We start from the raw sequence: 25,504 nt of genomic DNA on the forward strand, positions 1-25,504 counted from the left end.
GCCTCGGCCTGCTCTGCCGCACCGTGCTCGTGGTCTGCCTCGGCCTGCTCTGCCGCACCGTGCTCGTGGTCTGCCTCGGCCTGCTCTGCCGCACCATGCCCGCGATCTGCCTCGCCCTGCTCTGCCGTGCCGCGCTCACAGTCCGCCTCGCCCTGCTCCGCCGCCGACCGCGACTCCCCGGGTATCGCTGGCTGCTCTGCGGGCGCCGACTGATCGGCCGGCGGAACCGGCGCGTCAGCAGGCGTGCGCTGCTCGGCTGGCTCCGTGTCCTCGACCGGTGCCGGCTGTGCCGTCGACGCTGGCCCAGGTCCGCTCACGCTTTCCGTCGCCCTGGCACGGGACTCGCCTGCGTCCGTTTCGTCGCCATCAGTCGGCGCACCGTCGCGCGCCGCAGTTGTGCCTTCGCCATCCGGACCGCGCACCGCGTCATCGGCGTCGCCCAAATCCGCCGGGTTGCACACCAGCACCGGCGTTCGTGTCGTCGGGCGGAGTGGCCCCGTCGCCGAGAGGGTCGTGCCGGCTAGGGCGTTCAGCAGTGTTGACTTGCCGACGCCGGTCGGGCCGGCCAGGGCGCACAGGAGTGGGGCGTCCGGGGTGCGGAGTCTGGGGAGGATCGCGGCGTTGAGGATGTGCTCGATCTCCGTGCGGGCGCGGCGGGCCGGTTCGGCCGTGGCGAGGTCGAGGGGGAGGGTGATGGCGGTGACCGCTGACAGGAGGGCGGTCGTCGCCTCTATGAGGGCTTCCGGCTGCTGTTCGCTGGGGTCGGCGTCGCCGGTCGCCGCGTTGTCTGTGACCGCCACAGCGCGAAGCATGCCGGAAGCGGCGCGTGCGGGGAACCTGGTTGGCGAAATCGCGGCGGGGTCGTGTTGGTGCACTAGTTCACAAGCGTTGGCGCCGCGTCTGGGGCGCTAGTGCGGCTGGCTCTGTGTGTGGCCCGGCGTGTCGGCGCGCATTGCCGCGAACCGCAGCTCCAGGCCGTCGAGCACGGCCGAGAGTCCGACCTCGAACGCCCGGTCGTCGATCTCTCGCTGGTGCTCGGCGAGTAGGTGCGCCTGGTCCAGGTGCGGGTAGACGCCCTCGTAGACGGATGCGTCGGCCGGGAAGCTCGCCGCGAACGAGCCCAGCGCCGAGCCGATCACCAGCGAGCGCATCAGGGCGCCGATGCTCGTCGCCTCGCGGCGTGGCCAGCCGGCATCGACCAGGCCGCCGAACACCGCGTCGGCGATGTGGAGCTGCGCCGGACGCCGTCCCGAGCCGCGCGCCAATGCGGGGACCACGTTCGGGTGCGCCGCCAGCACCTCACGATACGAACGGGCCCACGTCGCCAAAACGCCGCGCCACGCCGGCTCCTCGCCGACCGGACGGAGGTTCGCCGGGCCGGCCGCGTCACCGACGACCGAGCCGGCGGTCGCGGGGCCGCCCCCTGCCGCAGCAGCAGCGCCAGACCCCCCGCCCCCCGGCTCCAAAGCCAACCCCGACCCCGACGCCAATCCCGACCCCGACCCCAACCCCAACCCCAACCCCAACCCCTCAAAAGCCGAGACATCCACCCCCGCCACCACGCAATCGACCACCGCGTCGATCAGCTCATCCTTCGTCGCCACATGGTTGTACAAACTCGGCCCACTGACCCCCAACTCCGCCGCCAACCGCCGCGTCGACAAAGCCTCCAACCCCTCGGCGTCGACCAGGGCCAGCGCCGCGGCGACGATCCCGTCGCGGCTGAGCAGCGGCGTGCGTGGCCGAGCCATCCGTGCCTCCCTGGAAAACAGCCGTGGGTCCTCGTCGTGGAGAACCCAGTAAACCCCCCACCAAACCTTGCGCCGCTAGTTTCTCCCGACTACGTTCAAGAAAACTCCCGGCGCTAGTTTCTGCAACCCCCGAGGTGTGCCCGATGGACCTGTCCCTCACCGACGAACACGAGGCGATCCGCGCCCTGGCCGGCGACTTCACCGACCGCGAGCTCATCCCCCACGCCGCCGCCTGGGACCGGGTCGAGTCGGTGGACCGCTCCATCGTGAAACGCCTCGGCGACCTGGGCTTCCTCGGCATGACCATCCCCGAGGAGTACGGCGGCTCCGGCGGCGACCACCTCTCCTACTGCCTGGTCATGGAGGAGCTCGGCCGGGGCGACACGGCCGTCCGCGGCATCGTCTCCGTCTCGCTCGGCCTGGTCACCAAGCCCCTGCTCGCCTACGGCACCGAGGACCAGAAGCGCCGCTGGATCCCCCGCCTCACCGCCGGCGACGCCCTCGGCTGCTTCGGCCTCACCGAGCCCGGCAACGGCTCCGACGCCGGCCACCTCAAGACCAAGGCCGTCCGTGACGACGCCAGCGGCGACTGGCTCCTCACCGGCTCGAAGATCTTCATCACCAACGGCACCTGGGCCGACGTGGCCCTCATCTTCGCCCGCACCGGCGACAAAGACGGCCGGCCCGACGACGGCCCGCGCGGCATCACCGCCTTCCTCGTCCCCACCGACACCCCCGGCTTCCAGGCCCGCGAGATCAAGGGCAAGCTCGGGCTGCGCGGCCAGGCCACCGCCGAGCTGGTCCTGGAAGACGTCCGGGTCCCGGACGACGCGCGGCTCGGCGACGTCGGCCAGGGCTTCAAGATCGCCATGTCCACCCTCGACAAGGGCCGCATGTCCGTCGCCGCGGGCTGCGTCGGCCTGATCCAGGCCTGCCTCAACGCCTCCGTCGAGTACGCCACCCAGCGCGACCAGTTCGGCAAGCCCATCGCGCACTACCAACTGGTCCAGGAGATGCTCGCCGACATCTCCGTCGACCTGGACGCCGGCCGCCTCCTGGTCTGGCGCGTCGCCGACCTCATCGAACGAGGCCAGCCCTACGCCACCGCCGCCTCCACCGCGAAGCTCTTCTGCTCCGAGGCCGCCGTCCGCGCCGCCAACAACGCCATCCAGGTCTTCGGCGGCTACGGCTACATCGACGAGTACCCCGTCGGCAAATACCTGCGCGACGCCAGGGTCCTGACCCTCTACGAAGGCACCTCCCAGATCCAGAAGCTGCTGCTCGGCCGCGCCCTGACCGGTGTCAGCGCCTTCTGAGACCATGGGGAAACGGGGTACCCCGAGGCCCCACCGAAACCCAGCACCCACCGTCACGACACCCACCGCACCTCGGCAGGAAGCGAGCGACCAGCCATGACCTCCCTATCGCTGGCCAGCATCCTCGCCGAACCGGCCTGGCGCCGCCCCGACACCGTCGCGCTGATCGAAGGCGACCGCCGCTACACCTTCGCCGAGCTCTGGCAGCAGGTCCTCCGCCAAGCCGGCGCCCTCGTCGAGCAAGGCGTGCGCCCCGGCGACAAGGTCGCCCTGATGTGCCCCAACACCGCCGAGTTCCCGCGCGCCTACTACGCGATCCTCGCCGCCGGCGGCGTCGTGGTCCCCGTGCACCTGCTCCTCACCGCCGGCGAAGCCGAGACCGTGCTCCGCGACAGCGGCGCCACCGTCGTCATCGCCCACGCGATGTGCGCCGACACTGCGGCGGAGGCCGCAGCGAAGGCCGCCGAGCAGACCGGCGCGAAACTCCTCACCGTAGGCCCCGGCGGACGCCTGGAGGAGCTGACCGCGCAGGCCACACCGCTGCCCACCTTCGTCACCCGCAAGCCCGAAGACCCGGCCGTCATCTTCTACACGTCCGGCACCACCGGCACGCCCAAAGGCGCCGTCCTGTCGCACCTCAACCTGGTGATGAACGCGACCACCGACGCCTACGACGCCCGTGACGAGCTCCGCCGCGACGACGTCGTCCTGGCCTCCCTGCCGCTGTTCCACACCTTCGGCCAGACCGTCAGCATGAACGCCTCCTGGCGCCTGGGGCACACCGTCGTCCTGCTGCCGCGCTTCGACCCCGACGCCGCCATCGCGCTCATGGTCAAGGAGCACGTCACGACCTTCCACGGCGTCCCGACGATGTACGTCACCCTCGTCGAGGCGGCGGCGCGCGCCGAGCGGATGCCGACGCTGCGCCGCTGCGTCTCCGGCGGGGCCTCGCTTCCGGTGCCGGTGCTGGAGCGCTTCGAGGCGGCGTTCGGTGCGAAAGTGCTCGAAGGCTACGGCCTGTCCGAGACCTCGCCGGTGGCCTCGGTGAACCAGCTCTCGATCGGCACACGCGCCGGCACCGTGGGCCACCCGCTGTGGGGCGTGGACGTGGAGATCGCGGACCCCGACGTCCCCGACGCGATCGAGCTGCTGCCGCGCGGGGAGCTCGGCGAGATCGTGATCCGCGGCCACAACGTCTTCACCGGGTACCTCGGACGCCCCGAGGCCACCGCGGCGGCGGTCGTCGACGGCTGGTTCCGGACCGGTGACCTGGGGCGGCGGGACGCGGACGGCTTCATCTCGATCGTCGACCGCACCAAGGACCTGATCATCCGCGGCGGCTTCAACGTCTACCCCCGCGAGGTCGAGGACGCGCTGCTGCGGATGCCGGGGCTGACCGAGGTCGCGGTCGTCGGCGTGCCCGACGACGTGCACGGGGAGGAGATCGTGGCGGTCGTCGTGGCGGGGGAGGGGGTTCCGACGGCCGAGGAGATTCTGGCTTACGGCAACGAGCATCTCGGCCGTCACAAGTACCCGCGGCGCGTGGAGTTCGTGGACGCGCTGCCGCTGGGGCCCAGCCACAAGGTGCTGAAGCGAGAACTGCGCGAGCTGTTCGGCAAGCCTACGGTCGGCAAGCCTACGGACTGACCGCGAGGATCAGGTACCCGGCGCACAGGACGAGGTGCGCCCCGCCTTGGACCAGCGTCGCGCGGCCTCGGACGAAGGTCAGCGTGCCGACGGCCACGGTCATCGCCAGCAGCACCATGTGGCTGGCGTCCAGGCCGAGGAGCAGGGGGGTCGAGAGCCAGACCGTGGACACCGCGATGGCCGGGATCGTCAGCCCGATGCTGGCCATCGCCGACCCGAGGGCCAGGTTCAGGCTGGTCTGGATCTCGTCCCGCTGCGCCGAGCGCACCGCCGAGATCGACTCCGGCAGCAGCACCATCAGCGCGATGACCACGCCGACGACCGAGGCCGGCAGCCCGGCCCGGTCGACGCCGCGCTCGATCGTCGGGGAGACGCCCTTGCCCAGGCCGACCACCGCGACGAGGGCGCAGAGCAGCAGGGCCAGGCTGATCAGGGCTTGGCGGGCGGTCGGCGGGTCGCCTTCGTAGCCGTGTTCGTCGAGGGTGAAGTCGGCGTCCTGGTCGCGCCCGCCGGCCTCGCTCCCGGTGTCCACCGGCAGGTAGTCGGGCCGGTGCCGCACCGTGAGCGCGCTGATGAAGAGCCCGTAGACCGCGATCGACGCCAGCGCGGCGAAGGTGAGCTGGGTGTCGTTGAACTCCGGCCCGGGCTGCGAGGTGGTGAACGTGGGCAGCACCAGCGTCAGGCCGGCGAGCGTGATGATGGCCCCGAAGACGGTCGAGGCCCCGTCGGCGTTGAACAGTGCCAGGCCCCGCTTCAGCGCGCCCAGCAGGAGGCACAGGCCCGCGATGCCGTTGCAGGTGATCATGACGGCCGCGAACACCGTGTCCCGCGCCAGCCCGGCGCCCTTCGCGCCCTTCGCGGTCATCATGGTGATGATCAGCGCCACCTCGATGACCGTCACCGCGACCGCCAGCACCAGCGACCCGAAGGGCTCCCCGACCCGGTGCGCGACCACCTCGGCGTGATGGACGGCGGCCAGCACAGCCCCGAACAGGAACACCGCGACGAGCGCTACCACCCACGTCGGCAGATCGCGCCCCCACGTGAACGCCAGCAGCACGATCGCCAGCACCGGGACGACGTTGGACCAACTGGCCCACGCGGGCAGACCTTGCTCGGCTGAGGTGCTCATCGCAGGCCACGATCAGGCAGCGGCGCGGGCGGGGCCAAGTCGGTACGGCTGAATGGGGGAACGGACCCGGTCGCGGCGTCCGGCGCCCCTCACGCCGCAAAAAAGTGGCGGCGGCAAATCGCCGCCGCCACCAAAACCCGCCCCTACCTAAGAAGCCCGCACCCCGTGCAAAGCGGCATAAGCCCCATCCCGAGCCACCAACTCCTCATGCGTCCCGGTCTCCACCACCCGGCCGCCCTCCATCACCACGATCCGGTCGGCGTTCCGCACCGTCGACAGCCGGTGCGCCACGACGAACGTCGTCCGTCCGCTCACCAGCCGCCCCAGTGCCTCCTGGATCAGCCGCTCGGACTGCGTGTCCAGTGCCGAAGTGGCCTCGTCCAGAATCAGCACCCTGGGATCGCGTACCAACGCCCGTGCGATCGCCAGCCGCTGCTTCTGCCCTCCGGAAAGCCGCGCCCCCTTCTCCCCGACGCGCGTGTCCAGCCCGTCGGGCAGCCGCTCGACGAACTCCAGCGCGTTCGCGTCGCGCAGCGCCCTGCGCAGCTCGTCGTCGTCCACCCCGCCGAGGCCGTACAGCACGTTGTCGCGGATGGTGCCGTCGAACAGCGTCGTCTCCTGCGGCACGATCGATAGGTGCTTGCGGTACGTCCGCAGGTCCAGTCCGGCCATGTCGCGGCCGTCCAGCAGGATGCGGCCGCCGGTCGGCCGGATGAAGCCGATGACCAGGTTCAGCACCGTCGACTTGCCCGCGCCGGACGCCCCGACGAAGGCGACCGTCTCGCCCGGCCGGACCACCAGGTCGAAGTCCGCCACGGACGGCCGCTCGGCGTCCGGGTACTCGAAGCTCATGTCCTCGAACCGGAACTCGCCGCGGACCGAGTCCACGACCTCCCGGCCTTCGTTCTCCTCGATGTCCGGGGCCTGCAGGACCTCGCCGACCGAGCGCACCGAGGCCAGGCCGCGGGTGATGACCGGGGTCAGGTTCATCAGGGCGGTGACCGAGCCGACCAGCGTGGTGAAGAACGCGCTCAGCATCACCACGTCGCCCGGTGACGTGCCCAGCGCGCCGGTGTACGCCGCGTACGCGGCGCCGGTGAGGCACGCCACGCCCATGAAGTTCAGCGCGATCCAGGCCATCGCGCCGAAGGTGCCGTTGATCAGGTCCAGCCGGAGGCCGGCGGCCAGCACGCGGCGCAGCGTGCCGTCGACGCGCCGGTAGGCGTCGCGCTCCAGGCCGTGGGCCCGGGTGATGGGGATGAGGTGGGTCATCTCCACCACGCGCGACGACAGTTGTTCCACTTCCTCCCGGAAGGACTCGTTGTCCTGTTTCATCGGCTTGCGCAGCGCCATCGCCAGCAGCACCGTCACCGGTACCAGGGCCGCGAACACCGGCAGCCAGATCGGGTCCCGGAAGGCGATGATGACGGTCGCGCCGACCATCGTCACCAGCGCGCCGATGCCGTTGTCCGAGGTCTGCTGCGCGGCCTGCTCGATGGCCTCGACGTCCCGGATCACCTTGGCCTGCAGCACGCCGGCGCTGACCCGCGAGTGGTAGCCGATGGTGAGGTGCTGCAGCCGCCACACCAGTGCCGAGCGAAGCCGGACGCCCATGCGGCGGATCGAATGGCTGAAACAGCGGACATACAACAGATGCCCCGGAAGGTTGAACAGGAGCAGTACGAGGAGAATGCCCGAATCGATCCAGAGGCCGGATATCGGTCGGTGCTTCACCACGATGTCGATGACGTCCGCCGTCACCAACGGGAGCAGGAAAGTGGGGCTGTGCTTGACGAAATACGCCAAAACACCCAGGGCCAGGCGGCCCCGGTCCTCCTGGAAGAGGTAGGCGAGCGTGCGGATCGGGTGCTCGCCCCGGTAGTGGTGGTCGAGGGGATCGGCGGATGGCAAAGCCATGAACGCACTCCGCGAATACTTGCGGTCGGACGGGATATACGGATCAAGTCTTTCAGAGCGCGTCGAGCCTTGTCAGCCGCGTATCAGAGCGCGGTCGCCCCGCTCGGGCGGTGTCGCATGCCCGCCGACTTTGCCGGGACTTTCTGGTCTGCCTTCCCCCTAGGGGGCTATGGTGGGGCCGAACCTTACGGTGAAGCGGAGGCTACAAACATGGTGACGTCGCCCAAGGAAGCGGCCCATCGCGCGCCCAAGAAATACGTTCCGGTATCCCGGACCGCGATGACGGTGACGCTGGCGACGGCGGCCGCCGGCTCGGTGGCTCTGCTGCCGACCGCCGAGGCCGACCCGAATGCGAACGTCAATGACGTGAAGGCGCAGGTGGACAAGCTCCACCAGCAGGCCGAGCAGGCCGCGGAGGCCTACAACGAGGCCAACATCAGCCTCAACGACCTGCAGCACAAGGTGGACCAGCTGCAGGCCCGCATCACCGCGGAGCAGGGCTCCCTGGACTCCGCGCGCAGCTCCCTGGGCGGCCTGGCCGCCGCGCAGTACGTCAGCGGCGGCGTGGACAGCACCCTGCAGCTGATGCTCCAGCAGTCGCCGGACAACTACCTGCAGCAGGCCACCATGATGGCCCAGGTGACCGACGGCAAGATGGCCACGATGCGCAGCGCCGCGGAGATCCAGCGGCAGCTGAACCAGGACAAGGCCAGCGCCAGCGACGAGCTCGCGATGCTGGCCAAGACCCGGAACCTGATGGCGCAGCAGAAGGCTGACATCGACGGCAAGGAGCAGCAGGCGACGAACCTGCTGAACCAGCTCACCGCCGCCCAGCGCGTGCAGTACAACCGGCTGGTCAACACCACTTCGGGCAACGTGCCCAAGTCCACCGTCAACAACCTGCCGATCCCCAGCGACGCCCGTGCCGCGATAGCGGTGGCCTTCGCCAAGGCGCAGGTGGGCAAGCCTTATATCTGGGCCGCCGCCGGCCCCAACGCCTACGACTGCTCCGGCCTGACGATGGCCGCCTGGGGCAAGGCCGGCGTGATGATGGACCACGGCTCGCGCGACCAGTACGCGGCCTTCCCCAAGGTCTCCGAGTCCAACATGCAGCCCGGCGACCTGATCCTGTACTACGGCGACATGCACCACGTGGGCATATACGTCGGCAACGGCATCATGATCCACGCCGCGAACCCCAGCGCCGGCGTGCAGTACGCGCCGATACACGAGATGCCGATCGCCGGCATCGTGCGTCCCTAGGGACCCCAGGGGCGCGAGCCCGCGAGTAAGGACTTTGCGAAGCGGGCCGGACTCCAGCGGTGAGCCGGCCCGCTCGTTCGTGTTCGTACTTTGATTCAATCCCTGAGTCGGCCCTGCTTCTCCGCCACCCGCTGCGCGATCCACTCGTCCCGCAGAATCCCCCAGACCTGCATGTCGTGCCGCTTCCCGCGGCGCACGTGGCTCGACCGGAACGTGCCCTCGGCCGTCATCCCCAACCGCTTGGCGACGGCCCAGCTGCGCTCGTTTTCCGGGTCGCAGTGCCATTCGGCGCGCGCCATCCCGCGTTCGATCAGCGCGTGGTCCAGCAGGTGCCCGACCGCCGCGGTGATCAGGCCGTGGCCCTGGCCGGCCGGCTCGGTCCAGACCCCGATCTCGCAGGTGCCGCTCTGGTCGTCGAAGTGCGGGAACATACAGCCGCCGACCAGCGTGCCCCGGTACCAGATGCCGAAGATCCGGCCGGAGTCGGCCGCCTGCTTGTCGGCGTAGCGTTGCAGCATCGCGCGGGCCGAGGCCAGGTCGGGGGAGGCGTCGGCGAAACCGATCCAGCGGTTCAGGTGCTCGCGGGCCCGTTCGATGTGGGTGAAGAACTCCGCGGCCTGCCATACCTCCAGCGGGCGCAGTTCGGCGTCTTCGGTGAGCGGTATCGCGAACACGGCACTCCTGGATGCTGCGGCGGCGAGGTGTCCGGCCGGCGGGCCGGCCTCGTAAGGAGCGTACTGGCCTAGTTCCCCTTATGCCGGGCGTGTCGGTCCGCGGCCGATCAAGATTTGGTGACGGTCACCACGTCCCCGGTCGAGGAGGCGGAGACGACCGTGATCGTCACCCCGGCGGCATCGTCGTGGAACGACTGTCCGGGCTGGTAGGCGCCCCAGTCCACGGGCTCGTCGCAGGCGGTGGTGGTCGGCGCGTCCGGCGAGGAGTCCTGCACCCGGATCGGCCCGTCGCCGCTGATGGTCGAGGAGTCCACCTGGTAGATGACGACCCCGCTCTTGCACAGCCCCTTGTCGACGCCGTAGGGCCGGCGCGATTCGGCGACGTCCGCCGTCGTCGGCCCGGTCCGCACCACCGCGATCTTCGTCCCGCCGAGCGACTCCACCTCGTTCAGCCGCACCGAGAACTTCCCGGGCGAGTCCAGGCACGCCACCTGGGAGTCGGCCAGCCACCCGATCTTCCAGTCCTCCCAGCCGAAGTGGTGTGGTGCGTCGCCGTTGATGTTCCCCATGACGTCGAAGCCGCCGACCCAGTGGTGCACGTCGGCGTCCGTGAACGAGTACAGGTCGGGCAGCCCGAAGGTGTGGCTGGTCTCGTGCACCAGCACCTTCGGGCCCCAGAAGTACATGTCCTGCCCGAGGGTGACGCCCCACTTCATCTCCTTGCCGTTCACCACCAGGTTCGGCTGCTTCGGGTCGAAGACGTAGGCGGGGGAGAAGGTGATGGCCGTGGCGTTCTTCGGCGGCACGATGTAGACCATGTCGAACTTCGACAGGTCCACGTACTGCGCCGCCAACTCCCCGGCCTGCTTGACGTACAGTGCCTGCTGGGGCCAGCTGATCCCGCGCACGAAGCCGTACGAGGACGAGTCCTGCGGCATGTGCAGCCAGTGGTTCACTGGCGTGATGCTCAGGTCTACGGCACCGGCGGAGAACTGCGTCATCAGGTCGTGCGCGGGGGCCAGGAACTTGGAGTACGCGTCGGTGGGCTCCGTGGCCGGTGCGTCCGGGAAGTCGACGAACAGCATCGCCGCCGTCCTCGTCCCCTGCGGCCGCTGAAACTGGTTGTAGTCGGTGGTCTCGCCCTCGCCGGTCCAGCCGCTGGGGTTCGGCAGCACGCACTGCGCGCTCGTGTCGCGCCGGTCGGCCCGGACCGGTCCGGCACCGACCAGCGGCACTAACGCGGTCAGCAGCGCCACGGCGCAGGCCAGACCGGTCAGGTGGGCCGCTCGTCGGGAACCGGGCCGGCGGGGGAGCGTGCGCATTCGGGTCCTTCCGTCTGGAGCCAGTGGCGGGTGTCGCAGCTGGTGACGCGCAGCAGAACTGCCCGCAGGGGACGGATGCACACCTCGGTTCCTCCTCCTGCCGAACGGTGATCCACCAAAGGAGGGAACCTGTGTGCAAGGAATTGCCTCGGGCTCGTCCCGGCGGCCGGTTGCGGAGGCCGCGGAAACCCGGCGCCTCAAGCCGCGGGAGCCCAGCGCCTCACGCCGCGGAAGCTCGGCGCCTCGGGCCCGGGACCGCGACCGTCGGTAAGGGATAGCCTGCCCGCATGCTCAATACGCACCGCCTGCGCATCCTGGCCGAGGTCCACCGGTCCGGGAGCATCGCGGGAGCGGCGCGCGAGCTGAAACTGTCCCCGTCGGCGGTGTCGCATCAGCTCTCGCAGCTGGAGAAGGAGGCTGGCGTCAGCCTGGTCGAGCGCGGCGCGCAGAGCCTGCGCCTGACCGCCGCCGGCCGCCGGCTCTCGCTGCGCGGTCAGGAGATCCTGGCCCTGCTCGACGCCGCCGAGAAGGACCTGATGGCGCACTCCCGCGCCGACACCGGGCACCTGTGCATCGGGTACTTCGCCTCGGCGGGGCGCCGCCTGGTGCCGCAGGCACTGTCGCGCTTCGCGCACCGGTACCCGGCCGTCGAGCTGGACCTGGTCGAGGGGCAGCCGCACGAGCTGGCCCCGGCCGTCCAGCAGGGCGAGATCGACGTGCTGGTGATGTTCGAGCACGCCCTGGACCCGTGGTCGCCGCCGGAGGGCGTGGAGGTCCGCGAGCTGTTCAACGACCCGCAGCTGCTGGTCGTCCCGACCGGGCACCCCGCCGGACGACGCGGCCAGGTCCGGCTGGACGAGCTCGCCGGCGAGCAGTGGATCACCAGCTTCGGGACCGGCTCCCCGGTGCTGTCGGTGCTGGAGCGGGCGTGCGCGCTGGAGGGCTTCGTCCCCAACATCCGCTGCCGCAGCGACCACTACGAGGTCATCACCGGCCTGGTCCGCGCCGGCCTCGGCATCGCGCTGATCCCCAGCCTGGGCATCAGCGACACCAGCGGCGTGGAGACGACGCGGATCTCGGGCCCGCGGCTGTACCGCACGATCGGCGTGGCCTCGCGGCCGACGAATCCGAACCCGGTGCTGGCCTCGTTCCTGGCGTATCTGGCCTCCACGGCGGCGAACCTGCGCGCCGCGCACTGATTTTCTCCGCGCCGCGTGCAACCTCCGCCCCGCTCCCGCACTTGAGACAGTGACGGCTGATCGGACGACGGGAGCGGAACCAGGGTGGGTCACGACACAACGGAACGTCTCCGGAGCTTCGAAGAATTCGTCGCCGCACGCTCGCAGTCCCTGATGCGTACGGCCTACCTGCTGGTCGGCACCCGCGAGTCCGCCGAGGACCTGGTGCAGTCGGCGCTGGAGAAGACCTTCCCGCGCTGGTCGCGGGTCCGGCGGATGGACAGCCCGGAGGCGTACGTCCGGCGGATCGTGGTGAACAACGCGCACGCCGCCTGGCGCTCGGCCAAGCAACTGCCGACGGTCGCTCTGCCGACCGGGCCCGACAGCGCGGCGGCGTCGGTGCCCGGCTGCGGGGACCACGCCGAGGGCGTCACGCTGCGCGACAGCTTGCTGCGCGCGCTCGACGAGCTGCCGCACGGGATGCGGACGATCGTGGTGCTCCGGTACTGGGAGGAGCTGAGCGTGCAGGAGGTCGCCGACGTGCAGCGGTGCTCGATCGGCAACGTCAAGTCCCAGGCCGCGCGCGGTTTGGAGCGTCTTCGAGAACTGATGGCCGCCGACGCGAGGAGTGAATGATGAGTGAGGGTTTTGTCGGAGCCGCCGGGGACGCGGACCAGGACGCCGAGCAGCTCCACGACGTGATGGCGCTGGCCACGGCGCACATCGGCGCGGTCGTGGTGGACCGTGCGCGGCTGCGGCGCGCGCAGCGCCGGCACCGGGTGGCCGAAGGCGGGGTCGCGGCGGGGGTGCTGTCGGTCGCGCTGGTCGCCGCGACGGTCGTGATGCAGGGGGGAGGCGGCGCGGGCAAGGCGCCGGGGGGTGGTCCGGGGCCGACGCAGGTGTCGCAGAGCCCGACAGCGGTGGCATCGTCGGCACCGTCGGCGGCGAAGGTTGTCGCGCCGGTGGCGGTGACTGTTTACGACTCCGCTGACGGGCTTGAGGGCAGCGACGAGGTGAAGCGGCTGCTGAACGGGACTGGGGCGTGGGAGACGAATCAGTACTGCCAGGATCGCGCGACGTACCACGGCGTTCCCAAGAGTACGGGCTTGATCTTCGATCTCGGCGCCGCCACTAGCATCGGCGAGGTGACGGTGAGCGTCGGGGTTCCGGGGGCCGATCTGGAGATGTGGACGGCGGACGGTTCGGACACGGCTTTGCCGGGGATCCGCCCGAACCAGCCTCCGGCCGGGTTCACGAAGGTCGCGGGGGCTGCCGACGTCGGGACGACGGTGGTTCTCAGCCCGGCTCATCCGGTGACGACGCGGTACGTGCTGGTGTGGTTCACGGGCACGATTCCGGCGGTGCCGAACCCGAACAAGGCCATCATCTGCGCGCATGGTGACGGGCACCTTTACGGCGACTCCATTACGGCGGTGCGGTTCGCTCGGGGGTAGTAGTGGCGGCGGGAGCCGCCAGCCGAGCCACCGCAGCCCCGACGGCTTGCATCCCCTGCACCATTGCGAACTCGTCTCCGGGGGAGCAGCGGGTCAGTACCGCGTAGCAAACCTGCCGCGCGCCGCGCACCACTCCGACGTCGCACCGCGTCCCCACGTCGGTGCCGGTCTTGTTCGCGACCCATAGCCCGCTGGCCGGGAGGTCGCGGACCGCGAGGTCCTCGGGATCGTGGGGAATCGCGGCGGCCACCATGCTCCGGTCCAGGCAGCCGGCCATCCACTCCATCAGGAGCGGGCCCCACTCGCGGTCGTCGGCGACAACTTCGACGAGCGCCGCCAACTCGCGCGCGGTGCCGACTGCGAAGGTCGGCGGATGCTCCGGCAGCCGGGGCTCGCGAATGCGGTCCAGGATGCGTGTCTGTCGCAAACCGAGTGCTGCGGTGTCCGCCGCGACCCGCTCCAGCCCTACCCGACGCAACAGCGTGTTGGTCGCGGTGTTGTCGCTGACCGATGCGGTGAGGCGGGCCAGGTCGAGGAGGGTCCACTCGCGTGCCGAAAGGTTGCGGAGCAGGCCTGAGCCCGCGCTGTAGTCCTGGTCGAGGAGTGCCAGCTGCTCGTCGGGATCCAGCGCGCCGGCTGCGAAACCCCGCGCCACCGATGCCAGAAGCAAGAGCTTGCCGACGCTGGCCAACGTCAGCACCTCATCCGCACGACGCTCGCCCCAGCCCGGGACCGAGTACGCGAGCGTGCCCGGCAGTGCTGCTGCAAAATCATCGCCGCTCACTAGGCCACCTCTCACTCGCTCTCCGCGCCGCTGCCAGTCCCGCCGCTACACGGCCACTCAAACCGCCACCACACGCCCCGGGCGCGCGGCCGTCAGCACCCCATCGCGCACCGCGATCGCACCGCCGACGATCACGAGCCGCACCCCCTCCGGTGCTGCCAGTCCCGCCGCTACATGGCCCCTCAAACCGCTACCACACGCCCCGGCCGCGCGGCCGTCAGCGCTCCATCGGGCACCGCGATCGCACCGCCGACGATCACGAGCCGCACCCCCTCCGCCGCTGCCAGTCCCGCCGCCGCATGGCCCCTCAAACCGCCACCACACGCCCCGGCCGCGCGGCCGTCAGCACCCCATCGCGCACCGCGATCGCACCGCCGACCATCACGAGCCGCACCCCCTCCGGTGCCGCGAGCGGCTCGGCGAACGTCGCACGGTCCGCAACGCGTGCCGCGTCGAACACCACCAGGTCCGCGTGTGCGCCGTCGCGCAGGACGCCTCGGCCCGTCAGGCCGAAGCGGGCGGCGGTGGCGCCGGTCATCTTGCGGAGCGCCTCCGGCAGGTCGAAGAGTCCTGCCTCGCGCGTGTAGTGCCCCAGGACGCGGGCGAAGGTGCCGGCCCAGCGGGGGTGGGGGCGGCCGGGGGTGGGGACGCCGTCGGAGCCGATCATCGCGAACGGGGCGGACAGGACGCGGCGGACGTCGTCCTCGCACATCGAGTGGCTGATGATCGTCACGTCGCCGTCCTCACTCAGCAGCAGTTCCGCGACCAGGTCGACGGGGTCCACGTCGGCCGCGCCGGCAAGGGCGGCGATGGTCTGGCCCTGGTATGCGGCGTGCCGCAGGGCGCCGGCCACCACGATGCGGTCCCAGCCGCCGTTGCCGACCGTGTTCTCCCAGCCCGGCACGCCCTCGGCGATCGCCTTGCGCAGCGCGTCGCGCTGCCCCGGGTCCCGCAGCCGCTCCAGCAGCCGCGCCGGGCCGCCGTCGTGGGCCCACGGAGGCAGCATCGCCGACAGCTTCGTACTGCCGGCCGTATACGGATAGACGTCGCACGTGACATCCATCCCCGACTCCCGAAGCTCCGCCAGCCGCGCGAGCGTCACCTCAGTCCGTCCCCATGCGTACTTCCCAGCGGTCTTATGGTGCGACACGTGCAGAGCCGCACCACTGTCCCGCGCTATAGCGATCGCTTCCTCTAAGGCGCTCTCCACTCCAGACATCTCGTCGCGCAGATGCGTCACGTAGGGCTTCCCATGGCGTGCGGCGACGGTCGCCAACGCGGTGATCTCCGCAGCATTCGCATAAGAGCCCGGCGTATAGATGAGCCCCGTGGAGAGCCCAACAGCTCCGCTCTCCAGAGCTTCATCCAGAGCCTCAGCCATACGCGCCGTCTCCATGGCCGTGGCAGGACGTGCCTCATGGCCGACGACAAAAGCGCGCAGAGTCCCGTGCCCTACGAGGGAAGCTAAGTGATTGGAGCGTCCGGAAACGCTATGGGCGCGACTGAGTGCAGCGAGCCCTGAGTACGTTCCCGGAAAGGCGCTAACGCCGCAGTTCCCCGCGATCTCCGTCGTGACGCCCTGGAGTACCGAGGCGAATGCTTGAGAGCTATCCAGTCGGCGTTCAGAAGCGTCGATACAAGCCGTGTCGGAGTGCGTATGCGCGTCGATGAATCCCGGCGCGACCACCGAGCCCGAGACGTCCAGAACCTCGTCGGCCTGAGCGACAGTGCCAGGCGTCAGCAGCCTGACCCGATCGCCGACAACCCCCACATCGAGCGCCGCCAAAGGCGCCCCGGTCCCGTCCGCGACCAGACCCCCACGCAGAACAAGCGAGAAACCCCTCACCGCAGTCCCGCCGGCAGCACTCCACTACGAGCCACCAGCTCCTCGATGCTCTCCGCTGCGCGCAACACATGGAAGCGCACCACATCCCCCTCCGACACCTCGAACCCGTACACCGGCGGCATCGGCAGACTGTTGTACTGGAACGGCGAGGAGAAGTAGTACGCCCCCGTGTCCGGCACCACGACGATGTCCTCCGTGGCGAGCTTCGGCAGCTTCCGCTCCCGTGCCATCAGATCCCCCGCGAAGCAGCACGGCCCCGCGACGTCCTGCACTTCCAGCTCCGCCGTACTCGCCAGCCCGTGCCGGTCATACGCCAGCACCCGCAGCGGCCACGACTTGGGGGCGAACACGGTACGCGCCGCTACCTGCGCCCCTGCGTGCGTCAACGCTATAGCGCGCCCGCCAGAGGTCTTCGTGTACTCCACCCGCGAGGCGATGAACCCGTTCCTCGCCATCACCGACCGGCCGTACTCCGTGACCACCTTCAGCTCCCCGCTGAACAGCTCCGGCGCGGCGTCCCGCAACACCGCCACGTGATCGGCGAAGGTGGGATTGTCCTCGTCCCCGCTGAAGTCCACCGGCAGCCCGCCACCGATGTCGATGCCCTCGATCTGCCCCTCCCGCCGCGCGTTCACCTCCTGCGCGAACCGCACCGCCTCGGCCACCCCCGCCGCGTTCAGCTCCAGCGGGATGCCCTGTGAGCCCACGTGCACGTGGACCCAGCGCAGCCACGGCCGCGCCGCGTACGCCGCCAGCAGCCGCTCGCGGTTGCCGGGGTCGGCCATCGCGACGCCGAACTTCGTGGTCCGGCCGGCCGTCGACATGGCCTCGATCGACCCGATCCCCACCTGCGGGTTGATCCGCACCCCGGTCCGCAGCGCCACGGCCCCGTCGGCGACCAGGCGGTCCACGCGCTCCAGTTCCTCGAAGTTGTCGATGTTCAGCGCGATGCCGTCGCGCAGCGCCTCGGCCAGCTCCGCCTGCGTCTTCGCCGGGGAGTCCAGCACGATCCGGGACGCCGGGAACCCCGCGGCGCGCGCCTGCGCCAGCTCCCCGGGGCTGCTCACCTCGCAGCCGAGGCCGTGCCGCAGCAGCAGCGCCAGCACCGGGACCAGCGGGTTCGCCTTGGCCGCGAAGGCGTGCAGCACGTCCAGCTCGCGCGGCCAGGCCGCGAGCAGCTCCGCCGCCGTCCGCGCGATCCCGGCGACGTCGACGAACGCCGCCACCGGCGTGCGCCGCGAGTCGAGCAGGCCCTGGGCGACCGCGGCGTGGACGGCGCGGTCGCGGCGGATACGGCGGGCATGATGGTCAGGCATGACGGGTTCCTCGCAGGGCTCGGGTGGCGCCGGTGGCACGGCGGCTCCCGATCCAGCGTGGGACCTCGGACGCCGGCCGAGCGCGAGCCTCGAAAACCTCGCCGCTCACACTCCAAATCCCGACAACCACCTTGCCGATCGGCTCCCGACGGCCACGATGACGCCTCAGCCGCCTGAATCGATCACCGTACCCGCGCACTACGCACCCCGCACTCCACCGGCGCCGACCGAGCTGAGGAGAACCCGTGACAAAGGCCGACCAACCGTATGGCACCTGGCCGTCTCCGCTCACGGCCACGGACGTCGCCGCCACCCCCGGCGCGCCACAGTGGCCTGCGATCGTCGGCGAGCAGACCTGGTGGTGCGCGCCGGATCCGGCGACGGCCACCGTCGGGCTGGTGCGCCGGGACGCCGACGGCAAGGTCGGACCGGTGCTGGGTCCGGACTGGCCGGTCGGCAACAAGGCCATCGGCTACGGCGGACGTCCCTACCTCGCCACGCCCGACCTCGCGGTCTTCTCCTGCTCCCGCGACCAGCGGCTCTATCTGGTCGCTGAGCCGCCGAAGCCCCTGACCCCCGCCGACCCCGAGGGCGTCACCCGCACCAACTACTCCGACATGATCCTGGGCCCGACCGGCACCGAGATCTGGGCGATCCGCGAGACGCTACAACTCACCGGGGAACTGACCGACCCCGCCCCGCGCACCACCCGCGACGTCGTCGCCATCCCGCTGTCCGGCGCCGGCGCCGACGACCCCGAAGCCCTCCGAGTCGTGGCCCGCTCCCACCACTTCCTGTCCACGATCCGGCTGAGCCCCGACGGCATGCGGCTGTCCTGGCTCGGCTGGGACCACCCGGTGATGCCGTGGGAGACCACCGACCTCATGGTCGCCTCGATCGTCGACGGCGTCGCGGTCGCGCAGGCCCGCGTCCTCGGCGGCGACGAGGTCTCCGTCGCGCAGGCCGAGTGGGCGGACGCCGACACCTTGTACGCGCTCGCCGACCCCGACGGCTGGTGGAACCTGTTCCGCGTCGACCTCGCCGGGGAGCAGACGAGCGCGACCAACGTCTTCCCGACCGAGACCGAGTGCGGCCACGCGATCTGGCGCGTCGGCTCCACGTCGTTCGCCGTCACCGACGCCGGCGTCGTCCTGCGCCGCAGCCTCGGCGACGAGGCGCTGATCCTGTGGGACCCCGAGACCGGCCAGACCTCCGACCTGGCCGCGGACTGGACCGAGTTCGCGACCTCCGTCAGCGGCGACGGCGCCGCCACGATCGCCGTCGTCGCCGCGAGCCCCACCGAACCCTCGACCCCGCTCCGCATCGACGTGGCCCGTCGCCGGGCCGTCCGCTGCGTCGAGCCCGCCGTCCACCCGCACGAAGCCTGGGTCTCCGTCCCCGAACGCCGCCACGTCCAGGTCGCCGGCGGCTGGCAGGTCCCGTACATCTACCACCCCCCGACCAACCCCGAGTACCGCGGTCCCTCCGACACCCCGCCGCCCCTGCTGATCGACGTCCACGGCGGCCCGACCAGCAGCACCGTCGCCACCCGCCACCTGCCCTTCGCGCTGTTCACCTCCCGCGGCTACGCCGTCGCCTCCGTCGACTACGGCGGCTCCACCGGCTACGGCCGCGCCTACCGCGACCGCCTGCGCCACACCTGGGGCAGCACCGACGTCGAAGACCCGGTCGCGGTGGCCCGGGCGCTGGCCGCCGCCGGACTCGCCGACCCGGCGCGCACCGGCATCCGCGGCGGCTCGGCCGGCGGTTGGGCCACCTTGGCGGCGCTCGCGCACAGCGACTACTTCGCCTGCGGTGCCGTCTACTTCCCGATCAGCGACCCCGCGACCTGGTACGACGAACAGACCCACGACTTCGAGAGCCGCTACATCCACTACCTGGTCGGCGACCCCGAGAAGGACGCCGAGCGCTTCGCCCGGGTCTCGCCGCTGGCGCACGCCGCCGAGATCACCGCGCCGTTCATCATGCTGCAGGGCGAGGACGACGTGATCTGCCGTCCCGACCAGGCCGACCGGCTGGTCAAGGCGGTCGAGGCGGTCAACCCGGGGCTGTGCCGGGCCTACCTCCGCTTCCCCGGCGAGGGGCACGGCTTCCGCAAGGACGAGACCATGGCCGTCTGCTTGCAAGCCGAACTCGACCTGTACGCGAGCGTCCTCGGAGCCTGACATGAACGAACCCGGCCGGTCCGTACCCGATCTGACCGCACCCGATCTGACCGCACCCCGCCCCACCGACTCCGACCTCGAAAAGCTCGCCGCCGACGTGGTCGCCGCCTGCTCCCGCCTGATCCGCTTCGACACCAGCAACTTCGGCGCCGGCGAGAGCCGCGGCGAACGCGCCTGCGCCGAATGGGTCGCCGAGCAGATCACCGACGCCGGCTTCGACCCCGTCGTCCTGGAGTCCGCGCCCCGCCGCGCCAACACCGTGGTCCGCATCCCCGGCACCGACCCGAGCGCGCCGGCCCTGCTGGTGCACGGCCACCTCGACGTCGTCCCCGCCGAACCCGCCGACTGGCAGTCCGACCCCTTCTCCGGCGAGGTCCGCGACGGCGCCGTCTGGGGCCGCGGCGCGCTGGACATGAAGGACATGGACGCGATGATGCTCGCGTTCGTGCACCACCTGTCCCGCACCGGACAGCGCCCCCCGCGCGACCTCGTCATGGCCTTCGTCGCCGACGAGGAGGACACCGGGGACTTCGGCGCGGGATTCCTGAGCCGCGAGCACCGGGACCTGTTCGACGGCGTGGAGGCCGCGATCAGCGAGTCCGGCGGCCATTCGGTGCACCTGTCCGACGGCGCGCGCCTGTACCCGATCGCGGCGGGGGAGCGCGGCAGCGCGTGGATGACCGTCACGATGCGCGGCACCGCCGGCCACGGCTCGCGCCGCAACGACGACAACGCGATCGCGAAGCTGGCCGCGCTGGTCACCCGCTTCGCCGAGTACGAATGGCCGGTGCGGGTGGTGCCGATCGTCAGGGCCCTGCTGGACGGCCTGTCCGAGCACTTCGGCCGCGAGATCTCCCCGGACGATCTCAGCGCTCTGGGAGCCGCCGCGCCGCTGCTGGCCGACACGCTGCGCAACTCGGTCAACCCCACGATGCTGCGCGCCGGCTACAAGCACAACGTCATCCCGTCGGAGGCCAGTGTGGCCCTGGACGGCCGCCTGCTTCCGGGCACCGAGGCGGAGTTCTTCGCGACCGTCGACGGACTCCTCGGACCCGACGCCACCCGCACCGGCGAGCACAACCCGCCGGTCAGCGCCGACTTCACCGCTCCGGACTTCTCCGCGATGGCCGCCGCGCTGCGCGCCTTCGACCCCGAGGCGATCGTGCTGCCCTTCTGCATGACCGGCGGGACCGACGCGAAGGCGTTCGCCAAGATCGGCATCCCCGGCTTCGGCTTCGTCCCGGGGCGCACCCCCGAGGGCTTCGACGCCTGGCGGTACGTCCACGGCGTTGACGAGCACGTCCTCACCGACAGCCTGGCCTTCGGCGCCGGCGTTCTCGCCACCTACCTGATGACCGACCCCAGGACGCATACATGATCGCGCCGCCGAGCGCTCGCGGATAGAGCCGCAGGAGTTCTTCCGTAGACCGGCCCCGGCGCCGGCTTGTCGTCAAGGCGCCGGGGGCTCAGACTCGAATTCGCCACCCTTACGCCCCCTCATCAGGCGCAACTCGCGGGCCCCGTCGGCGCGTCCATCTCTCGGTCCCCTGGACCAAGAGCCCCGCAGGTTTTAGATTCTTGCTCGGACAGACCATCCGCTACAGCGTTTAAGCACAGGGTTTGGATTCACAGCGTCACCCGGCTCCGCCACCTCTCGTTCCGGTAACCCAGGAAGGACCCCCGCCGTGGCCGCTGCTCTTCGATGGCGCTTTCGCGCGCCTGGAAAAGGAAATCGCGACGATCCTCTGAGAACCCTGATAGCAGGGCGCGCCGTGCTCCTGATCACGGTCCTTGCCATCCTCTCCGCCGCCACCGGTGCGGTCGCGTTGGCGTCCTCGACAGGGACGTTGAACGCGCCGCCCGCGGTGACCGACCAGGAGCAGGGCATGGTCTCCGGCGCGCCGTTCCAGGATCCGCCCGACGCGGTCATGGCGGCCGGCGCCGGCGGCGGCCTGACCGTCACCCTCGATGCCCACGACACCCAGTTCGACTTGGGCGGGAAGACGGCCGACGGCCAGTCCTACAACGGCTTCTACGTCGCGCCGACGATCAGTTTCAACCCCGGCGCGACGCTCGACGTCCGGCTGGTGAACCACCTCCCGGTGGCCACCAACCTGCACTTCCACGGCCTGCACATCGATCCGATGAGCCATTCGGACGACGACTTCCTGTGTGTCGCCCCGGGCGACACCTACACGTACCACCTCGTGATCCCTGCCGACCATCCTCCGGGCACGTACTGGTACCACTCGCACGCCATGGGTACCACCTGCCCCGGCGGCGTCACCGGCCCGATCAACGGCACGGCCACCGGCACTGGCACTGGCACCGGCATGTCCATGACCGGAGACGTCGAGAACCAGATCTTCGCCGGGCTGTCCGGCGCCCTGATCGTCGGCGACGACAGAACCCTGCTCCCGGCCGCCTATCAGCACGTCATCGCGCACACCTTCGTGCTCAAAGACGTGCAGATCAACGCGAGCGGCACCATCGCGCAGAACACCGCGTCCTCGAAAATCGACTCCAACGCCCCGACCATCCGTCTGATCAACGGCCAGCTCCGGCCGATCGTCGGCATGCGGCCCAACGAGACCCAGCTGTGGCGCCTGATCAACGCCGGAGCCGACATCTTCTACCGCCTGCGTCTGGACGGCTACAAGTTCACCGTGGTCGGCGAGGACGGCGTCCCGGTCGCCGGCATCACCACCGTGGACACCCTGCTCCTGCCCCCGGCCAAGCGCTACGACGTCCTGGTGACGGCGAACAGCACCCCCGGTGACAGCTGGCTGCGCACCACCGCCTACAGCAACGGTCCGCAGGGAGACCAGTACCCGGACACCGCCCTGGCGCAGCTGGACGTCTACGGCACCGCGGTCAACCGCCTCCCGGCCCTCACCGGCGGGGTCAAGACCGCCCCCGCGAGCCTGGCTGACGCCAAGATCGCCCAGCAGCGTACCGTCGACCTCAGCGAGAGCCCCGACGGGCTCAGCTTCTTCATCAACGGCAAGCAGTTCGACCCGACCACCTCGGTCTTCCCCGACCCGGCCAAGCTGGGGACCGTCGAGGAGTGGACGATCCTCAACGAGAGCGGCGAGGACCATCCGTTCCACCTGCACACCAGCACGTTCCAGGAGATGTCGGTGAACGGCACGGCCGTGCCCTACACCCACATGCAGGACGTCGTCCCGGTGCCGCACGCGGTGGGCGGCGTCCCGGGCAAGGTCGTCATCCGCATCCCGATCGAGGACTATCCCGGCCGGTGGATGTTCCACTGCCACATCGGTGCCCACGAGGACAACGGCATGATGAGCTTTCTCAACGTAGTGAGTTGACAGACCAACCCGACCCGCCACAGGGCCCGGAACCGGCGCTCGCCCCGCCGGTTCCGGGCTCGTTTTCGTGCTGTGTAAGGATCTCCTCATGAGCGAGACCATGCGCCCGATGACCGTCGCGGACCTGCACCAGATCCTCGCCGATCTGCCGCGCTACTGGGGCGAACGCGACATGCGGGCGGGCCACCACTACCCGCTGGTGCACGAGTTCGGCCCGACCTGCATGGTCGCCGACTCCCCGGACGGCATCCGCGGCTACCTGATGGGCTGGGTGAACCAGGACCACGTCGGCTACGTCCACTTCATCGCCACCCGCGACGACACCCGGGGCTCGGGCCTGGGCCGCCGGCTGCACGAGGAGTTCGCCCGGTTGGCCGCGGTGCAGGGCGCCACCAGCCTGAAGGCGATCACCAGCGTGGCGAACACCAACAGCGTCGCGTTCCACACCGCCATCGGCTTCACCGCGGAGGTCGTCGACGACTACGCCGGACCGGGGGACCCCAAGGTGGTGTTCACGCGCAAGCTGTGAACGGTCGGCCCTCTCGCGCTACATTTGTTGGGCGCCACTTACCACGGCGCCGCCGGAGCTGAGAGGCGCTGCAACGGATCCTCGAATCCGCCACGCTCGGTCCCGACGACTTTCCCAAGGGCGCCTCCCTCGTGGAGGCGCGCTTCGTGCTTCCCCGGGGTTCCACCACCTCATGCGAAGACGGGAAAGCGAGCATGAAGCACCAACCCCAAGAGATCGACGGCCTGCGGTTCGCCGTCGCCGACCTCGAACTGGCCGAGTACGGCCGCCGGCAGATTGAATTGGCCGAGCACGAGATGCCCGGCCTCATGGCACTGCGCGCCGAGCACGCGGCGGCCCAGCCCCTGCGCGGCGCCCGGATCGCCGGCTCCCTGCACATGACCGTGCAGACCGCGGTCCTCATCGAGACCCTTGTAGCGCTCGGCGCCGAGGTCCGGTGGGTGTCCTGCAACATCTTCTCCACCCAGGACGAGGCGGCCGCCGCGGTCGTCGTCGGCCCCGACGGCACCCCCGACAAGCCCACCGGCACCTCCGTGTTCGCCTGGAAGGGCGAGACGCTGGAGGAGTACTGGTGGTGCACCCGCCAGCTCTTCGACTTCGGCGCGGGTCGCGGCCCGGACCTGCTGGTGGACGACGGCGGCGACGCCACCCTGCTGGTCCACCTCGGCGCCGAGTACGAGACGGCCGGCCGCGTCCCGGAACCGGAGCCGGGCGACCACGAGGAGCGCCGCCAGATCCTGGGTCTGCTGGCCGACAGCCTCAGCGAGGACGACACCCGCTTCACCCGCATCGCCGCCGTCCTCCGGGGCGTGTCGGAGGAGACCACCAACGGCGTCGCGCGGCTGTACAAGCTGGCCCGCGAGGGCCGCCTGCTGTTCCCGGCGATCAACGTCAACGACTCGGTCACCAAGTCGAAGTTCGACAACAAGTACGGCATCCGCCACTCCCTGCCCGACGGCCTGAACCGCGCCACCGACGTCATGCTCGGCGGCAAGACCGCCGTGGTCTGCGGCTACGGCGACGTCGGCAAGGGCGCGGCCGAGGCGCTGCGCGGCCAGGGCGCCCGGGTCGTGGTGACGGAGATCGACCCCATCAACGCCCTGCAGGCGGCGATGGACGGCTTCCAGGTGGCGCGCCTGGACCAGGTCGTCGAGGACGCGCACCTGTTCGTCACCGCGACCGGCGGCACCGGTGCCATCCGCGTGGAGCACCTGACGCGCATGCGGCACAACGCGATCGTCGGCAACGTCGGCCACTTCGACACCGAGATCGACCTGGCCGGCCTGGCCGCGCAGCCCGGCGTGGCCAAGACCGAGATCAAGCCGCAGGTGCACCAGTGGACGTTCGCGGACGGGCACGCGGTGCTCGTGCTCTCCGAGGGCCGGCTGTTCAACCTCGGCAACGCCACCGGCCACCCGAGCTTCGTCATGTCGGCGTCGTTCGCGAATCAGGTGCTGGCCCAGATCGAGCTGTTCACGAACCAGGACAAGTACACGGAGGACGTCTACCGGCTGCCCAAGCACCTGGACGAGAAGGTCGCGCGGCTGCACCTCGACGCCCTCGGGGTGCAGCTGACCGAGCTGTCGGCGGAGCAGGCGGACTACCTCGGTGTGCCGATTGAGGGCCCTTACAAGGCCGAGCACTACCGGTACTGAGCGCCGGTCAGCTCCGCGGCCTGCAGTGTGCGGGCAGGCTGCGGAGCTGACTGCGCAGGGTGACCGAGTGAACACCCTGCGATTTGTCACCGAGGGCAACGGACTGCCAGGGAAATCAGGCTCTTACCCGCGCGGGTCCGGCTTTGCTAGCATCCGCACCTGATCACCCTTAAGCGCCGATCCCTCGGCCGCGGTGCTCGGC

The 25,504-nt window shown here is 70.5% G+C and carries 20 protein-coding genes; 11 read left to right on the forward strand and 9 right to left on the reverse strand.

What is annotated here, in order from left to right; all coding sequences use genetic code 11:
• Window positions 1-800, reverse strand: an 800-nt coding sequence (locus ABH935_RS25950) for a GTPase (RefSeq protein ID WP_370380535.1), incomplete at its 3' end; no start/stop codon positions are given.
• A gap of 108 nt (window positions 801-908) precedes the next feature.
• Complete coding sequence (locus tag ABH935_RS25955) at window positions 909-1,751, reverse strand: TetR/AcrR family transcriptional regulator (RefSeq protein WP_370380536.1); 843 nt, start codon at window positions 1,749-1,751, stop codon at window positions 909-911.
• Window positions 1,752-1,894: 143 nt separating this feature from the next.
• Here ABH935_RS25955 and ABH935_RS25960 point away from each other — a divergent pair, with 143 nt between their 5' ends.
• Window positions 1,895-3,067, forward strand: coding sequence for an acyl-CoA dehydrogenase family protein (locus tag ABH935_RS25960; protein ID WP_370380537.1), 1,173 nt, complete (start codon window positions 1,895-1,897; stop codon window positions 3,065-3,067).
• A gap of 96 nt (window positions 3,068-3,163) precedes the next feature.
• Entirely contained in the window at window positions 3,164-4,714 is a 1,551-nt protein-coding gene (locus ABH935_RS25965) for a long-chain fatty acid--CoA ligase (protein WP_370380538.1), read from the forward strand.
• Here the strand turns inward: ABH935_RS25965 and ABH935_RS25970 are convergent.
• Together ABH935_RS25970 and ABH935_RS25975 are read right to left on the reverse strand one after the other, a co-directional pair.
• A complete protein-coding gene (locus tag ABH935_RS25970; protein ID WP_370380539.1) occupies window positions 4,704-5,846 on the reverse strand; it encodes a calcium:proton antiporter in 1,143 nt (380 codons plus the stop codon). The two genes, ABH935_RS25965 and ABH935_RS25970, sit on opposite strands and share 11 nt — an antisense overlap.
• A 147-nt stretch (window positions 5,847-5,993) precedes the next feature.
• Window positions 5,994-7,763, reverse strand: coding sequence for an ABC transporter ATP-binding protein (locus ABH935_RS25975; protein ID WP_370380540.1), 1,770 nt, complete (start codon window positions 7,761-7,763; stop codon window positions 5,994-5,996).
• Between the two features lie 210 nt (window positions 7,764-7,973).
• Here ABH935_RS25975 and ABH935_RS25980 point away from each other — a divergent pair, with 210 nt between their 5' ends.
• Window positions 7,974-9,026, forward strand: a complete 1,053-nt coding sequence (locus ABH935_RS25980) for an NlpC/P60 family protein (RefSeq protein WP_370380541.1) — start codon at window positions 7,974-7,976, stop codon at window positions 9,024-9,026.
• A gap of 95 nt (window positions 9,027-9,121) precedes the next feature.
• On the opposite strand, the gene ABH935_RS25985 is transcribed toward ABH935_RS25980, so the two are convergent.
• Window positions 9,122-9,700, reverse strand: a complete 579-nt coding sequence (locus ABH935_RS25985) for a GNAT family N-acetyltransferase (RefSeq protein WP_370380542.1) — start codon at window positions 9,698-9,700, stop codon at window positions 9,122-9,124.
• Between the two features lie 107 nt (window positions 9,701-9,807).
• Window positions 9,808-11,022, reverse strand: coding sequence for a peptidase M6 (locus tag ABH935_RS25990; RefSeq protein ID WP_370380543.1), 1,215 nt, complete (start codon window positions 11,020-11,022; stop codon window positions 9,808-9,810).
• A 287-nt stretch (window positions 11,023-11,309) separates the two neighbouring features.
• Here ABH935_RS25990 and ABH935_RS25995 point away from each other — a divergent pair, with 287 nt between their 5' ends.
• The 3 genes from ABH935_RS25995 (at window position 11,310) to ABH935_RS26005 (ending at window position 13,654) form a co-directional block, all read left to right on the forward strand.
• A complete protein-coding gene (locus ABH935_RS25995; protein WP_370380544.1) occupies window positions 11,310-12,221 on the forward strand; it encodes a LysR family transcriptional regulator in 912 nt (303 codons plus the stop codon).
• An 84-nt stretch (window positions 12,222-12,305) separates the two neighbouring features.
• Complete coding sequence (locus ABH935_RS26000; protein WP_370380545.1) at window positions 12,306-12,836, forward strand: SigE family RNA polymerase sigma factor; 531 nt, start codon at window positions 12,306-12,308, stop codon at window positions 12,834-12,836.
• Window positions 12,836-13,654, forward strand: a complete 819-nt coding sequence (locus ABH935_RS26005; RefSeq protein WP_370380546.1) for a hypothetical protein — start codon at window positions 12,836-12,838, stop codon at window positions 13,652-13,654. Before ABH935_RS26000 ends, ABH935_RS26005 begins: the two co-directional genes overlap by 1 nt.
• Here ABH935_RS26005 and ABH935_RS26010 read toward each other — a convergent pair.
• The 3 genes from ABH935_RS26010 to ABH935_RS26020 form a co-directional block, all read right to left on the reverse strand.
• Window positions 13,626-14,438, reverse strand: coding sequence for a serine hydrolase (locus ABH935_RS26010; RefSeq protein ID WP_370380547.1), 813 nt, complete (start codon window positions 14,436-14,438; stop codon window positions 13,626-13,628). The two genes, ABH935_RS26005 and ABH935_RS26010, sit on opposite strands and share 29 nt — an antisense overlap.
• 307 nt (window positions 14,439-14,745) lie before the next feature.
• The gene (locus tag ABH935_RS26015; RefSeq protein ID WP_370380548.1) at window positions 14,746-16,284 is read right to left on the reverse strand and encodes an amidohydrolase family protein; all 1,539 of its coding nucleotides are present in this window, start codon (window positions 16,282-16,284) and stop codon (window positions 14,746-14,748) included.
• Complete coding sequence (locus ABH935_RS26020) at window positions 16,281-17,600, reverse strand: diaminopimelate decarboxylase (protein ID WP_370380549.1); 1,320 nt, start codon at window positions 17,598-17,600, stop codon at window positions 16,281-16,283. Before ABH935_RS26020 ends, ABH935_RS26015 begins: the two co-directional genes overlap by 4 nt.
• 245 nt (window positions 17,601-17,845) lie before the next feature.
• Between ABH935_RS26020 and ABH935_RS26025 the strand changes: the two genes are divergently transcribed.
• The 5 genes from ABH935_RS26025 (at window position 17,846) to ahcY (ending at window position 25,302) form a co-directional block, all read left to right on the forward strand.
• Window positions 17,846-19,786, forward strand: coding sequence for an alpha/beta hydrolase family protein (locus tag ABH935_RS26025; protein WP_370380550.1), 1,941 nt, complete (start codon window positions 17,846-17,848; stop codon window positions 19,784-19,786).
• A gap of 1 nt (window position 19,787) precedes the next feature.
• On the forward strand, window positions 19,788-21,164 hold the full coding sequence (locus tag ABH935_RS26030; protein ID WP_370380551.1) for a M20/M25/M40 family metallo-hydrolase: 1,377 nt from the start codon (window positions 19,788-19,790) through the stop codon (window positions 21,162-21,164).
• Window positions 21,165-21,558: 394 nt separating this feature from the next.
• Window positions 21,559-23,118: a multicopper oxidase family protein gene (locus tag ABH935_RS26035; RefSeq protein WP_370380552.1), complete on the forward strand. Its 1,560-nt coding sequence runs from the start codon at window positions 21,559-21,561 to the stop codon at window positions 23,116-23,118.
• A gap of 88 nt (window positions 23,119-23,206) precedes the next feature.
• A complete protein-coding gene (locus tag ABH935_RS26040; protein ID WP_370380553.1) occupies window positions 23,207-23,647 on the forward strand; it encodes an N-acetyltransferase family protein in 441 nt (146 codons plus the stop codon).
• A gap of 194 nt (window positions 23,648-23,841) precedes the next feature.
• Window positions 23,842-25,302 carry an adenosylhomocysteinase gene (gene ahcY, locus ABH935_RS26045; RefSeq protein ID WP_370380554.1) on the forward strand — a complete coding sequence of 487 codons (1,461 nt, stop codon included), beginning with the start codon at window positions 23,842-23,844 and terminating at the stop codon, window positions 25,300-25,302.
• Window positions 25,303-25,504: the final 202 nt, after the last annotated feature.

It is taken from the genome of Catenulispora sp. GAS73, from assembly GCF_041262085.1.
Taxonomy (GTDB): domain Bacteria; phylum Actinomycetota; class Actinomycetes; order Streptomycetales; family Catenulisporaceae; genus Catenulispora.

What these genes read in the sequence shown, in the direction of transcription:
- ABH935_RS25980 (WP_370380541.1), top strand. Translation starts at nt 7,974, where the DNA reads ATGGTGACGTCGCCCAAGGAAGCGGCCCATCGCGCGCCCAAGAAATAC.
- ABH935_RS26030 (WP_370380551.1), top strand. Translation starts at nt 19,788, where the DNA reads ATGAACGAACCCGGCCGGTCCGTACCCGATCTGACCGCACCCGATCTG.
- ABH935_RS26040 (WP_370380553.1), top strand. Translation starts at nt 23,207, where the DNA reads ATGAGCGAGACCATGCGCCCGATGACCGTCGCGGACCTGCACCAGATC.
- ABH935_RS26005 (WP_370380546.1), top strand. Translation starts at nt 12,836, where the DNA reads ATGAGTGAGGGTTTTGTCGGAGCCGCCGGGGACGCGGACCAGGACGCC.
- ABH935_RS26020 (WP_370380549.1), bottom strand. Translation starts at nt 17,600, where the DNA reads ATGCCTGACCATCATGCCCGCCGTATCCGCCGCGACCGCGCCGTCCAC.
- ABH935_RS25995 (WP_370380544.1), top strand. Translation starts at nt 11,310, where the DNA reads ATGCTCAATACGCACCGCCTGCGCATCCTGGCCGAGGTCCACCGGTCC.
- ABH935_RS25970 (WP_370380539.1), bottom strand. Translation starts at nt 5,846, where the DNA reads ATGAGCACCTCAGCCGAGCAAGGTCTGCCCGCGTGGGCCAGTTGGTCC.
- ABH935_RS25965 (WP_370380538.1), top strand. Translation starts at nt 3,164, where the DNA reads ATGACCTCCCTATCGCTGGCCAGCATCCTCGCCGAACCGGCCTGGCGC.
- ABH935_RS25975 (WP_370380540.1), bottom strand. Translation starts at nt 7,763, where the DNA reads ATGGCTTTGCCATCCGCCGATCCCCTCGACCACCACTACCGGGGCGAG.
- ABH935_RS25955 (WP_370380536.1), bottom strand. Translation starts at nt 1,751, where the DNA reads ATGGCTCGGCCACGCACGCCGCTGCTCAGCCGCGACGGGATCGTCGCC.
- ABH935_RS25990 (WP_370380543.1), bottom strand. Translation starts at nt 11,022, where the DNA reads ATGCGCACGCTCCCCCGCCGGCCCGGTTCCCGACGAGCGGCCCACCTG.
- ahcY (WP_370380554.1), top strand. Translation starts at nt 23,842, where the DNA reads ATGAAGCACCAACCCCAAGAGATCGACGGCCTGCGGTTCGCCGTCGCC.
- ABH935_RS25960 (WP_370380537.1), top strand. Translation starts at nt 1,895, where the DNA reads ATGGACCTGTCCCTCACCGACGAACACGAGGCGATCCGCGCCCTGGCC.